We start from the raw sequence: 12,598 nt of genomic DNA, 5'->3' as shown, positions 1-12,598 counted from the left end.
TTAAAGCACCATCTTAGTCGCAGCTACGGCTTTTAAATCCATATGCAAGGCGTGCAACTGTTCTTCACCCGTTGCCGTAATTAATACGGTAATCGAGCGAAAACTGCCTTTAGAGCTGACTTTGATACTGACTCGCTTGCGGTCAAAACCAGGGGCATGCTTTTCAACAATATCAAGCACGGTTTCGTGATACTCCTCGCTGTGCTCACCCATGATTTTGACTGGGTAGTTGGCACAAGGGAATTCAATCTTAGGAGGTTCTTGCTGACTCATTGCTTTTACTCGTCTTCAAACATCAACATGAGTTCATCCCACATGCGCGCAAAGAAACCGGCTTCAGCAACATCGTTTGCAGCCAGTAAGGGCGCTTCAACAACGGTCTTACCATCGAGTTGTAGAGAAAGCACACCCAACTCTTGGCCCTTACTAATAGGCGCTTTTAAAACGCTGTCGACTTCACTTTCTAAACTCAACTGCTCACGTGAGCCACGAGGAATCGTTGCGACAACATCGCTGGCGATCATCATATCAAGGCTTTCTTGCTCACCGCCCCATACGCGCTGCTGAAGCTCAGGCACAAGTTGCCCCTTGCTATACAATTTGTGTGTTTCGTAATAGCGGAAACCGTAGGCCAATAGCTTCTGACTTTCAGTGGCGCGAGCTTCGGTGCTTTTGGTACCCAAGACCACAGAGATTAAGCGCATATCATTACGCTTTTCCGAAGCAACCAAACAATAACCCGCCTCCTTGGTATGACCGGTTTTTAAACCATCAACAAATTTGTTACGAAACAGTAGCTTATTACGGTTAGGCTGATTGATGCCATTGTGCTTGTAGTACTTTTCAGCATAAATAGCATAGTGGTCAGGGTGATCATTAATTGTAGCGCGGGCCAAAATCGCTAAATCACGTGCCGTTGTTAAATGCCCCTCTGCAGGCCAGCCAGTTGCATTTTCAAAATTAGTATTTTGCATGCCAAGAAGCTGAGCGACTTGGTTCATAACGTCAGCAAAGGCTTCTTCACTACCTGAAATATGCTCGGCTAAGGCGATAGAGGCGTCATTGCCACTTTGAATAATCACGCCACGCAGCATGTCGATAACGGACACTTCCGAGCGAGGTTTTAAGAACATGGTTGAGCTACCGCTCGCAGAACCACCTTTGCGCCATGCGTTATCACTCACGCGCACAAGATCTTGCTCTTTTAGGCGGCCTTCCATAATTTCTTCCGACACGATGAAGGTCGTCATTATTTTGGTGAGGCTTGCAGGAGGTAGTTGCTGGTCGGCATTGTATTCAACTAAGACCTCGCCACTGTCAGCATCCATCAAAACCCAAGCCTTAGCTGCCAACTCTGGAGGAGCCGGTATAATGACCTGAGCCGCTTGTGTAGCAGCGGTTAAACAAAACAATAAAGCACTAAAAGCGAGCTGTAGTCGAGACATGAACTGACTATTCCTGATTTGGGGAGCTATTGGACGCGCGAATTGTAACAAAGGTTCCCAGAGGGAACCACGCACACGATCGTATCAAGGTTTACGAGTCACTGGGATGGACTTTATTTGGGCTTGCTCTAACAAGGCCTTTTGTACAATCTCTAGCGTACTATCATCAGGCAAGGGGCCAACACTAACTCGATAGATCTGTTTGTCGCCGGCCTGCTGTAAGGCCTCCACCACCACGGGCCAAGAGAGCAAGCCCCCCAACTGGAACTGAGTGGTTAAGGCGGCGGCCTCCGTACTATAAGCACCGACCTGCAAAAAACGCTGAGGCTGCCCAGTATTAGAAGCCGAATTCACTGACGCCTGCCCGCTTAGCTGAGCCACCGCACCGGAGACAGACTCTGACACATGCGCTGCGCTATTGTTTGAAATCACTTGAGCACGCTTATTTGGCTCGGCTTCTTTAGCTGGAGCAGAAGGTGCTGCCACAGGCGTGGCGTTCTGGGAAGAACCGGCGACCTTAACAGCTTCACCAGTAGGAGCAGGTACCTCGATATACTCTATGCGAACTTTGGCAGTGCCTTGCTGAACGTAGTCTAAGCGCTGAGCCGCAGCATAACTCAAGTCGATAATACGCCCATGAGCAAAGGGGCCCCTATCATTAACCCGCACAACCACGGTTTTACCATTTGTTAAGTTAGTCACTTTAACAAAACACGGCAGCGGTAAACTTTTATGCGCAGCCGTCATGCCATACATATCGTAGCGCTCGCCATTACTGGTTAAATTACCGTGAAACTTATTGCCATACCACGAGGCAATGCCGGTTTCACTAAAGCCTGAAGCCTCAGTCATTACGTGGTAGACCTTACCCTTCACTTTATAGGGGCTGATATTACCCGCCCGACGCCGAGGCTCATAAACCGGTACGGCATCTGGGATATGGCTCATATCTATTTCTTTACTGGGGCCACTGTCTTTTTCTTTAGTAGGGATAATATCTTTAAGATCAGCATAAGGGTCATCTTTAGTTTGCTGAGCGACACAAGCACTCAACAGCGCAACCAAAAGACCAAGAGTCAGGAGCTTTAACATAGCTAGAGGGCTCTAATTGGAGGGCTTGTTTGTGTCTGTGGCTATGGCCATCAAAATGCCAAAAGCCAGCATAAGCGTCACCAGTGAGGTGCCTCCTAGACTAACCAATGGCAATGGCACTCCTACAACAGGTAACAAGCCACCTACCATTGCAACATTCACAAAAATATAAACAAAAAAGGTCAGAATCAAACTGCCAGCCAGCAAGCGGTTAAAGGTGGTTTGCGCTGTCCAAGCAATAAATAAACCGCGAGAAACAATAGCAAAATACAAAGCCAATAGCGCCACCACCCCAACAAAACCAAATTCTTCGGCCAAAACAGCAATAATAAAATCGGTGTGACTTTCTGGTAAAAAGTCGAGCTGACTCTGGCTGCCATTTAACCAGCCTTTACCATTTAAGCCACCTGAACCGATGGCAATTTTTGCCTGAATTGTATTCCATCCTGCACCAAAGCGATCAGCCTCAGGGTTAAATAAGGTTAGAATTCGCTGTTTTTGATAACCATGTAATACGTAATTCCAAATAGGCCAAGCACTTGCCCCCAACAAACAAAAACTACCTAAAATATAACGCCAGCGCAGCCCAGCAAGAAAAAGAACCAATAAGCCAGAAGCGGCAATAAGAATGGAGGTACCCAAATCGGGCTGTTTTAAGATAAGCACCGCCGGCAGCCCAACAATAATCAAGGCAGCAATAATATGCTTCAATTTAGGGGGCAACATACGGCTAGAAAAATACGCTGCCATCGCTACCGGCACTGCAATTTTCAGCACTTCCGATGGCTGGAAACGAATAAAGCCCAAACTGATCCAACGCTGTGCGCCTTTCGCTTGCACACCAACAATATAAACCAATATCAACAGAACAATGCCAATGCCATAAAACCAAGGTGCCCAACGACAAAGCAGTTTCATGTCTAACTGGGCAACAGTAAACATGGCGCAATAAGCAATAAAATAAAAAGCTAGCTGACGCTTCACCACAGCCAAACTTTGACCACTTCCACTATAGAGCGCAAACAAACCAAAGCCGGTCAGTAGCAACAATAACAACAATAAAACAGGGTCAATGTGAATGCGCCGCCAAAAAGATTCAGCGCGGGAAAAGTGTGCGGCCGAGTCGGGTAACTGCCGTAAAAAATCCGAACTACTCGACATCGGCAAACTCCAAGGGGTGAATATTTTGTAAGTAAGCGGCCATCACGCCTTTGGCAACGGCCCCTGCTTTACTTGATTTCTCACCATTTTCTATCACTACAGCAACAGCAATCAGTGGGTTTTCTACCGGCGCATAACCAACAAATAAGGCGTGGTCACGATTGCGCTCACTGAGCGCTTCACTGTCGTATTCACCTTCCTGGGCAATACTCACGACTTGCGCAGTACCGGTTTTACCTGCCATCGTAAATTTAAGCTTTTTATTCAGCACTTGTGCAGTTCCTCTGGGGCTATGCACAACATCCTTCATCGCTTTGTAGACTAAATCCCAGTTTTTTTGCTCGCCCTTATAAACGCTGCGAACCACTTTTGTGGTTTCTTTACCCGCTACACGTTTAGCTAAACGCGGCTCGATAAACTTACCCTGATTAGCCATTGCGACCGTCATCGCGGCAAGCTGCAAAGGCGTCGCTAATACATCACCCTGGCCAATACTCATATTTAAGTTATTACCAGGATACCAAGCTAAACCACGCACATTGCGCTTCCACTCTTTAGATGGCCACAATCCACGCCGCTCATTTGGAATATCAATATTTGTACGCTCACCCAAACCAAAGTACTCACCAAAGGCATGCATTAAATCAACCCCCATGCGATGGCCTAGGTCGTAAAAGAAAATATCACAGCTTTGTACAATGGCTTTGTATAAATCAACTTCGTGACCATGGCCACCTTTTTTCCAGTCTCGATAAAGCCGATCATCGCCTTCTAGCTGATACCAACCCGGGTCACGAACTCGGCTATATTCGCTGATGATTTTATTTTCTAAGCCGCCCAAACCGAGCATGGGTTTTAACGTAGAGCCCGGAGGGTATTGAGCTTGAATAGCGCGATTAAACATGGGCAAATCTAGGTTTTCATTGAGCCCTCGATAATCTTTACTGCTAATGCCTGTTACAAACAAGTTGGGGTCAAAACTTGGCGCACTTAGCATAGAAATAACACCGCCTGTTTCAAGTTCCATAGCCACAACAGCGCCACGACGCCCTTGCATAAGCTCAGCGGCTTTTTTCTGAACGTCGATATCTAAAAAAAGTTCGACATCATTACCAGCTTGTGGAGCCAAGCTATCGACAGCTCTTAAAGCGCGCCCACGCGCATTGGTTTCGATTTTCTCTTGGCCAACAAGGCCTAATAAGTCATCTTCGTAAAAACGCTCAAGGCCAATTTTTCCAATACTTTGAGTGCCGGCATAAAGTTGCTTTTGTTTTTCATCAAAGCGGCCCTGTTCACGCTCATCAATACGTCCAACATAACCCAACACATGAGCAAATAAATCATGGTAAGGATAATAACGCACCAACTGACCAGTGAGTTCAACACCATCGAGCCGATGTTCATTGACCGCAATACGAGCCACTTCATCATCACTGAGTTTAAATTTAAGCGGTACGGGCTCATAAGGACGGCGGCGCCATTTAAGCGCTTTTTGAAAATTCTCTGTGTTGCGGGTACTAATATCGACCAACTCGGATAACTCTTTTAACGTAGCATCGAGATCATCAACTCGCTCAACCACCAAACTCAAAGTTCGAATGGCTTTATTTTCAGCAATAATACGGCCGCGATTATCTATGAGCAGGCCGCGATTAGGAGGAATAGGCCGAACCTGTAAGCGGTTATTATCACTCTGGGTCACATAATCTTCGTATTGTTCTATCTGCAAGGTATGAAACCGAAGAATCAACACCAATAAGGCAGCTAGCAATAGCAGCAGCGACACAACAACGCGCCGCTTAAATAAACGGTGCTCACTGACATGGTCTTTAAAGTGATGGTGATCACTATCGTAAGACGACTTGTTAGCAGCAGAACCGAGCATCGCTTATTTGTGATAGGGATGGTTGTTGAGAATAGTCCAACCACGATACAACTGTTCGATTAAGACAATACGAACCAAAGGGTGGGGAAGTGTTAAATCCGACAGAGATATAAGCTGATTGGCTCGCTTAAGACAGGCCTCAGATAAACCATCGGGGCCACCAATAAGAATGGCGATATCTTGCCCCAACTCTTGCCAGTTTTTCATATTAGTAGACAACGAATGGGTATCGACTTTCTTACCTAATACATCCAAAGCGATCACATAGGCATTGCGCGGCAAGGCCGCAAGAATTTGCTCGCCTTCTTGTTGTTTTAATTTCTCGACATTGGCGTTATTGCTGCGTTTGGCAACCGCAAGTTCTCGCACATTGGGCTTCCATTCCCTGGGCAAGCGCTTTTCATACTCTTGAAAACCACTTTGCACCCAAGCCGGCATTTTCGTGCCGACTGCTATAATCGTAAGCTTCATTCTTCGTCAGTATTCGATCGAGAAGAGGGTTCCATAGACCATAGCTTTTCAAGTTCATATAAGTCACGCGCACTTTGCTGCATAACATGAACAACCGTATCGCCAAGATCAACCAAGGCCCATTCACCAGCATCTAGACCTTCGACACCTAAAGGCTGAAAGCCACCTTTTTTACAATCTTCAACGACATTGCCAGCCAAAGATTTAACATGGCGATTAGACGTACCGGTAGCAATAACCAAGGTATCCATGACATCGCTTAATTCGCGAACGTCTAACACACTAACATCTTGAGCTTTTAAATCATCTAAGGCATCTTCGACGATGGCTTGTAAAGATTTAGACATAGTTTCTTATTCTCGTAATATAAAATTCAATTAGGCGCTATAAAGCGCTTGTTTGCGAATCAAGTCTAATACCGCAGGGCTTATAAACTTGCGTAAATAACTGTCATCACAATGAGCGCGTAAGGCCGCTCGCAATTCACTTGATGATATAGGCCAAGCAGGCATCGGCAATTCAGCCATAGCTCCGGCGCTGTGTTGATTTAATTGCGCCGCCTCGACCTCACGCTGCTGTTTTTCTTTGCGTATTTCTGCTGATTCTAGCTCTGTATAACCCGGTCGTTTTGCAATCACAAAGTTACACAGTGCAAATAACTCTCGCCATTGAAACCAGCGATCTAAGCTTTGCAGAGAATCCCAACCAATGATGAAATTCAAACTGCAAGCCTTACCATATTTGGCTCGAAGCTCTTGCAGGCTTAATAAGCTGTAAGAGGCTCCTTCACGCTCAAACTCCCGAACGTCTATTTCTAGTCGAGAATCGGCAAGCTCCGTAACAGCCGCTTGCAGCATGGCCAAACGCATTTCTGCAGAGCTGACCAAGTTCGCTTTATGAGGCGGTGTCGCACAGGGTAAAAGCAATAAACAATCCGGCTTTATTTGCTCTAAAGCCGCTTTTACCAAGGCTAAATGCCCTAAATGCAAAGGGTCAAAACTACCACCTAATACTGCAACCGATGCCGCCACTACTTACTATGCTGCATTAAACGCGAATATGGCCATCGCCCATAACAACCCACTTCTGGGAAGTCAGCCCCTCTAAACCAACTGGTCCACGCGCATGAATTTTATCCGTACTAATACCGATTTCTGCACCTAAACCGTATTCAAAACCATCAGCAAAACGGGTTGATGCGTTAATCATGACAGACGCGCTATCAACCTGCGCAATAAACTGACGCGCCATGGTGTAATTTTCAGTGACGATGCTTTCGGTGTGCTGTGAGCTGTGAGTATTAATATGATCAACTGCTTCTTCAAAGCTCGAGACCACTTTAATAGCTAATACAGGTGCTAAATATTCTGTATCCCAATCTTCTTCACTGGCGGTTTCAATGCCAGGCAAAATATCCAAGGTGCGGGCACAACCACGCAACTCAACACCTTTAGCATCGTAATCTTTACGCAGACCAGGTAAGACCTCTTTGGCGACATCGGCGTGCACCAATAAGGTTTCCATCGCATTACACACTCCATAACGATGGGTTTTACTGTTAAGCGCAATATCGTGGGCTTTTTTCAGGTCGGCATCTTTATCAATAAAGACATGGCAAATACCATCAAGGTGCTTAATGACGCTGACTCGCGCATCGGCACTAATACGCTCAATCAAGCCGCGACCACCACGAGGCACAATCACGTCAACATATTCAGGCATGGTAATTAGGGCGCCAACGGCAGCGCGATCGGTTGTTTCGACAACCTGCACGGCGTCTTTAGGTAGGCCGGTTTTTTCCAAACCCAACTCAATGCACTTAGCGATCGCTTTATTACTATGAATGGCTTCTTTACCGCCACGTAAAATCGTTGCGTTACCCGCTTTTAAGCACAGGCTAGCTGCATCAACGGTGACATTAGGGCGGCTTTCATAAATGATGCCGATCACACCCAGTGGCACACGCTGCTTACCAACCTGAATGCCCGAAGGGCGGTTTTTCATATCGGTGATTTCACCACATGGATCAGGCAACGCAGCTACTTGGCTCAGACCTTCGATCATGCCGTCGATACGCGCATCGTTTAGCTCTAAACGATCAATCAGCGCAGCATCTAAACCTGCAGCACGACCAGCTTCTAGATCACGCTGGTTTTCAGCAACAATACTTGCTCGTTGGGCATCAAGTTCACTAGCAATCGCAAGTAAAGCACCGTTTTTGTCAGCGGTGCTTGCAGCTAGCATTTGGCGAGAAGCTTTACGAGCTTTTTTGCCAAGGTCGATCATGTAATCGGTAACGTTCATAAGAATGCTTTTAGGGGGCTACTTAAGGTCAATCCGGCATTATAGCCTGCCCTTGACGAACGGCACAGGGGCTAAATGGATAAAGCCCAAAGCGTGCTCTTATTCAGGCCCACGCTGCTATAAACGGGCCTTTAAAAGTGCTCTCGCGCATAAGCCAGCTTGGCTTCACGGCTCATCAATTCTGGTTTGTTTAGGGATTCAATTGCGCTTAGGCGGGGGATAAGCCCAGCATTATTAGCAATTTGTATAGACAGGCCAGGACGTGCATTCAATTCCAACAAGGTGGGGCCTTCATGTTGATCAATGACTAAATCCACCCCCAAATAGCCCAAGCCGCTGATTTCTTGGCAGGCCATAGAGAGCTCTAAGAGCTCATCCCAATGGGGTACAAACAAAGAGTTTAGCTCGATGTCCGTATCGGGATGAAGCTCTATACGATGATCATTTTGCACCGCATGCACCGCTTCACCACTGTGAATATCAAGACCGACACCAATCGCGCCTTGATGCAGATTAGCTTTACCATGTGACGCCGCGCAAGCCAAGCGCATCATCGCCATCACCGGAATCCCCCGGAACACAATCACTCGAATATCCGGCACCCCCTGAAAGCTAAATGCAGCAAGCTCTTTATTAGGTACTAACAAAGTCTCAACCATAGCGACATCGGTGGCCCCCCCTAAAGAAAAGAGCCCCGCCAAGATATTGGAAATGTGCCTTTGCACATAAGCCAAGCCAACCCATTCACCGCTAGGCTTACAAAACTGCAATTGCTGCCCATCATCCGCTAAACGACTTTCGGTAATAACTAAGATACCTTTGCCACCAGAGCCTTTAGCAGGCTTGATGCAAAAGCCTTTATGCTTGCCCAGAATGATTCCAACACGAGGAACATCGTGCTGATTATCAACCACCGCAATCAACTTCGGCGTGCTCACTCCAAATTCTAGAGCCAGCTGCTTAGTGTTTAACTTGTTATCCACTAAAGGGTAGAGTGAACGATCGTTATAACGGCCTATATAATGGTGGTTGCGCCGGTTCATACCCAGCACGCCCATGCCTTTTAACTGATGCCAGCGGTCCCACAAAAAAAAGCCCATTATTTACGCTTCACAAGGGCATAAAAACGATGCAGCTCCAACACTCGATAACCGGTATAACTGCCCAATAATAACACCACTGCCATAAGTACTAACTGCAGGCCAAGAAAGTTAAAGGTTAAGTGCTGCACATAGTGATTGGTCATCAAAAGGTAAGCCAAAACAGCCGTAAATAAAGAGCCCGACACCTGAAGTAGGACCTCTCTACCACCTTCTTCTTCCCACAAAATCGACATGCGTTCGATCGTCCAACTAAGAATAACCATAGGGAAAAAGCTTATTTTTAAACCTTCACTCCAACCAAGTTGGTAACTGATAACCGCAAGCACGGCGATTAAAATAATTACGGCAATAATGACCGTTGATATCCGCGCGACCAAAAGTAAATTTAGCTGGCTTAAATAGCCTCGGATTAATAAGCCTACGCCGACAATTAAAACAAAACCAACTAGGCCAGTGAGTAAGCTTGTTTGTATAAAGGCTATCGCAATTAATACCGGCATAAAGGTACCGGCTGTCTTAATGCCGATAACAATACGTAAAAGGCAAACAAGTAAAACCCCAATAGGGACTAACAAAATACCTTTAAACAAAGCCTGCTCTGAAAGAGGCAACTGGTGAATCGAAAAATCGTGCAAACTCGCAATACTCTGATGGCGTTGAGCCACAATATCTCGAACGGCTAACTTATTCTCAATCACAGAGAAAGAAACTCGCGAATAACGTCCACCTTCAACATCAAGTAAAGGCGCTGAACGATATTCCCACATCAACAAGTGATCTTCGTCTGCTGGTAAACCAGAATAAGGGTCAACAAGAAAGTAGTCGCTGTCACTGACAAAAACTTGTAAATACGGGCTTAGCTGCGAGCGACGCCGACCATCTTCTAGAGTTAAAACCGAAATAATTCGCGTAGCAACCGTCGCATCCATCAACAGGGCTTGTAGCCACTGCTCACGAGGCGCGGTATCACTTAATAAAGCAACCGCTTGCTCCTCGGCGTTAAATTCACGTACAAGCTCTCTAACTAAGGTCCGCTCATCGGCAGAACGCAAGCTTGCTTGGCTTAAAAGCTGCCGAGCAGCTGAACTTTGTGGCCCCGAGTGACTAAGCAGAGGACTGGCAACTAAAGCGGGCTTAGACTGGGCTAATTTAAGTTTGTTGTCGCTGGTAAATTCAGCGCGGTAATACAGTGTTTGAGGGCCTTCTGCGCGACTGATAGACCATTCAGCACGGCGTACGCCTTCACGTAAAACAAAGGCCAAGCCATAACCTGGGCTGGCGGTATATTCACTCAACAACTCTTTGCCACGCTGAGAATCAGGCAGTGCCAAGGACACCAAGGCGGGCTCACCAGAACCTAAAAATTCAAGCTTGGCTTCAACAGACCACACTTGTTGTTTTTCGCCTGGCAACCAAGGCACCTGATAAACATTGTGACGCTGCCAAGTAAGCGCAAGCCCAACAAGCACCAATAACAAAACAAGTAAATAAAGAGCCGTTTTATTGTGCTTCATTCGAGATACTCTGGGCTGCCTCTTGCTTGGACTGCTCCCTCAAGCTGTTCTCTTGCAAGGCCTGAGCCTCAAGAGTGAGATAGGCTGGTTTACGTTTAAGCACATGTTTTTGCGCAACATCAACCACAGCGATGTCGGTTAGAAAGTTGCGCCCTAGCACAACATGAGAGGCTTTATCTTTAGCTGATACCAACATGAACTTAATATTCTCTTGGACATCAGCCAGTTCAACCGGAATAAGCACGACGGGGACTTTTTTCTTTTTGCTAAATCCCAAGTGCTTGTATTTAACTGAGCCAAACTGGGCCAACTCAATACTACTAACTTTCTGATCGAACTCTAAGTCAAAGCGCAACCAAGGCTCGCCATTGCGTTCAAAGGAGGTCAAATTATCAACACATAAGAGGCTAAGCTCTGAGGCCGTATCCAGCTGAGCAGGGAAATAACGCCTAGCACCGCTTAACCACAACCACTCACTGCGCCCCAAAACCAGCTTTGAAAACTCAAGCTCAGTATCTACTTCCACGCTTGCGCTGGGTTCAGTGACGGCACTTTCAGCATCAGCCTGATTGGAGAGCTGCTTGCTGCTATTTAAAGACTCAAGGTTAAGGGCTAACTCGGTAATAAGCTGATTAAGTTCTAGCTGCCCCTGCTTTAGAGCCAATATCTCTGCACTCAACTCAGGTTCAAGCTCAGCGCTCGATTTAAGGGGCTCAGGCTCATGCACCTCTTTGACGCTTGGCCAAGAGCACGCAGCAAGCCCAAGCAAAAAGCCCCAAACGAGAAAAGACCTATAACGATAAGTGCCAGAGATTAGCAACAAAGACATACACCAAATAAACACGCCAATAAGAGAGGGCCCTGTTTTACCGAATCACGAAGCACAGTGCAATGAAACTAGGCCTAGTCGGCACCAAAAAGACAATAAAGCTAGACTCAGTTCCCCATTTGAGAAGCGCCAAAGAGAGAGTAAGGCTCAAGGCTTTTTGGCATCTGCGATTGCAATTGCCACCTTCAAGGCTTATAAAGACTGCTCATTGCCTTAAACAGCCCGCCTCAGTGATAAGAGAATATACAACACACTAGGCTTGTATCATATCGACTCTGCCGAGCCACAGATTTTTTTACATGCAAACCAAACTCGCTTTTTTTCACAGGCCAGCAATCAAGTTTATCCGACGTGCTCAGCTTGTTATCGCCACCCTCATCTACTGTGTACTGCTACTACTGCCCTCGCGGAGCCTACAAGAAACGGTAAGCCTTAATGACGCCCTGCTGCATGGTGTGGGTAACTTTCTCTTATTTTGCTCACTCTGGCTTGCCTTTGACGCCAAACCAAGCCGTTTGTTTTGGCTGGCTTTTACGATTGCCTTTTCAGGGTTTATGGAATTAATGCAAGGCTTAGGAAGCCGCAGCCCCTCGTGGAGTGATCTGGGAGCCAATGCCGCCGGTGCTTTTGTGGCCTTATTGGTCTGCACCGCATTAGATTATTACTTTAGTCACTTATCCAACAAGAAGTGCGCCTAAGCGCTACCTCTTCGATATGCTCAGCCTAGACTTGGAGAATAAAAAGGGCTTAGTTAGTAGCCCCTGCTTCCCCCCTCTGAACAAACCTAGTTCCCA

13 protein-coding genes are annotated in these 12,598 nt (G+C 46.6%); 1 reads left to right on the top strand and 12 read right to left on the bottom strand.

Features of this window, described 5'->3' with window-relative positions:
* The 12 genes from AB1S55_RS07135 to AB1S55_RS07080 form a co-directional block, all read right to left on the bottom strand.
* A complete protein-coding gene (locus AB1S55_RS07135; protein WP_370981115.1) occupies positions 1-273 on the bottom strand; it encodes a YbeD family protein in 273 nt (90 codons plus the stop codon).
* A gap of 5 nt (positions 274-278) precedes the next feature.
* Complete coding sequence (locus tag AB1S55_RS07130) at positions 279-1,445, bottom strand: D-alanyl-D-alanine carboxypeptidase family protein (protein WP_370981114.1); 1,167 nt, start codon at positions 1,443-1,445, stop codon at positions 279-281.
* A gap of 84 nt (positions 1,446-1,529) precedes the next feature.
* A complete protein-coding gene (locus tag AB1S55_RS07125; protein WP_370981113.1) occupies positions 1,530-2,537 on the bottom strand; it encodes a septal ring lytic transglycosylase RlpA family protein in 1,008 nt (335 codons plus the stop codon).
* Positions 2,538-2,549: 12 nt separating this feature from the next.
* Complete coding sequence (gene rodA, locus AB1S55_RS07120) at positions 2,550-3,698, bottom strand: rod shape-determining protein RodA (RefSeq protein WP_370981112.1); 1,149 nt, start codon at positions 3,696-3,698, stop codon at positions 2,550-2,552.
* A complete protein-coding gene (mrdA, locus tag AB1S55_RS07115; protein WP_370981111.1) occupies positions 3,688-5,583 on the bottom strand; it encodes a penicillin-binding protein 2 in 1,896 nt (631 codons plus the stop codon). Before mrdA ends, rodA begins: the two co-directional genes overlap by 11 nt.
* Positions 5,584-5,586: 3 nt before the next feature.
* Positions 5,587-6,054: a 23S rRNA (pseudouridine(1915)-N(3))-methyltransferase RlmH gene (gene rlmH / locus AB1S55_RS07110; RefSeq protein ID WP_370981110.1), complete on the bottom strand. Its 468-nt coding sequence runs from the start codon at positions 6,052-6,054 to the stop codon at positions 5,587-5,589.
* Positions 6,051-6,401 (bottom strand): ribosome silencing factor, encoded by a 351-nt coding sequence (gene rsfS, locus AB1S55_RS07105; RefSeq protein ID WP_370981109.1) that lies wholly within the window; start codon positions 6,399-6,401, stop codon positions 6,051-6,053. The genes rlmH and rsfS overlap by 4 nt, the downstream gene beginning before the upstream one ends.
* Positions 6,402-6,431: 30 nt before the next feature.
* On the bottom strand, positions 6,432-7,085 hold the full coding sequence (gene nadD / locus AB1S55_RS07100) for a nicotinate (nicotinamide) nucleotide adenylyltransferase (protein ID WP_370981108.1): 654 nt from the start codon (positions 7,083-7,085) through the stop codon (positions 6,432-6,434).
* 16 nt (positions 7,086-7,101) lie between these two features.
* On the bottom strand, positions 7,102-8,358 hold the full coding sequence (locus AB1S55_RS07095; RefSeq protein ID WP_370981107.1) for a glutamate-5-semialdehyde dehydrogenase: 1,257 nt from the start codon (positions 8,356-8,358) through the stop codon (positions 7,102-7,104).
* Between the two features lie 131 nt (positions 8,359-8,489).
* On the bottom strand, positions 8,490-9,458 hold the full coding sequence (locus tag AB1S55_RS07090; RefSeq protein WP_370981106.1) for an alpha-L-glutamate ligase-like protein: 969 nt from the start codon (positions 9,456-9,458) through the stop codon (positions 8,490-8,492).
* Positions 9,458-10,975, bottom strand: coding sequence for an inactive transglutaminase family protein (locus tag AB1S55_RS07085; protein ID WP_370981105.1), 1,518 nt, complete (start codon positions 10,973-10,975; stop codon positions 9,458-9,460). The genes AB1S55_RS07090 and AB1S55_RS07085 overlap by 1 nt, the downstream gene beginning before the upstream one ends.
* Positions 10,962-11,804, bottom strand: coding sequence for a RimK/LysX family protein (locus AB1S55_RS07080; RefSeq protein WP_370981104.1), 843 nt, complete (start codon positions 11,802-11,804; stop codon positions 10,962-10,964). The genes AB1S55_RS07085 and AB1S55_RS07080 overlap by 14 nt, the downstream gene beginning before the upstream one ends.
* 299 nt (positions 11,805-12,103) lie before the next feature.
* Between AB1S55_RS07080 and AB1S55_RS07075 the strand changes: the two genes are divergently transcribed.
* Positions 12,104-12,502, top strand: a complete 399-nt coding sequence (locus AB1S55_RS07075) for a VanZ family protein (RefSeq protein ID WP_370981103.1) — start codon at positions 12,104-12,106, stop codon at positions 12,500-12,502.
* Positions 12,503-12,598: the final 96 nt, after the last annotated feature.

Source organism: Agaribacterium sp. ZY112, assembly GCF_041346925.1.
Classification (GTDB): domain Bacteria; phylum Pseudomonadota; class Gammaproteobacteria; order Pseudomonadales; family Cellvibrionaceae; genus Agaribacterium.
The sequence above is the reverse complement of the archived record's forward strand: the minus strand, read 5'-3'. Positions and strand labels throughout refer to the sequence as shown.

Bases quoted from the DNA above. Each gene is read 5' to 3' on its own strand.
- AB1S55_RS07135 (WP_370981115.1), bottom strand. From the start codon at position 273: ATGAGTCAGCAAGAACCTCCTAAGATTGAATTCCCTTGTGCCAACTAC.
- AB1S55_RS07130 (WP_370981114.1), bottom strand. From the start codon at position 1,445: ATGTCTCGACTACAGCTCGCTTTTAGTGCTTTATTGTTTTGTTTAACC.
- AB1S55_RS07125 (WP_370981113.1), bottom strand. From the start codon at position 2,537: ATGTTAAAGCTCCTGACTCTTGGTCTTTTGGTTGCGCTGTTGAGTGCT.
- rodA (WP_370981112.1), bottom strand. From the start codon at position 3,698: ATGTCGAGTAGTTCGGATTTTTTACGGCAGTTACCCGACTCGGCCGCA.
- mrdA (WP_370981111.1), bottom strand. From the start codon at position 5,583: ATGCTCGGTTCTGCTGCTAACAAGTCGTCTTACGATAGTGATCACCAT.
- rlmH (WP_370981110.1), bottom strand. From the start codon at position 6,054: ATGAAGCTTACGATTATAGCAGTCGGCACGAAAATGCCGGCTTGGGTG.
- rsfS (WP_370981109.1), bottom strand. From the start codon at position 6,401: ATGTCTAAATCTTTACAAGCCATCGTCGAAGATGCCTTAGATGATTTA.
- AB1S55_RS07095 (WP_370981107.1), bottom strand. From the start codon at position 8,358: ATGAACGTTACCGATTACATGATCGACCTTGGCAAAAAAGCTCGTAAA.
- AB1S55_RS07090 (WP_370981106.1), bottom strand. From the start codon at position 9,458: ATGGGCTTTTTTTTGTGGGACCGCTGGCATCAGTTAAAAGGCATGGGC.
- AB1S55_RS07085 (WP_370981105.1), bottom strand. From the start codon at position 10,975: ATGAAGCACAATAAAACGGCTCTTTATTTACTTGTTTTGTTATTGGTG.
- AB1S55_RS07080 (WP_370981104.1), bottom strand. From the start codon at position 11,804: ATGTCTTTGTTGCTAATCTCTGGCACTTATCGTTATAGGTCTTTTCTC.
- AB1S55_RS07075 (WP_370981103.1), top strand. From the start codon at position 12,104: ATGCAAACCAAACTCGCTTTTTTTCACAGGCCAGCAATCAAGTTTATC.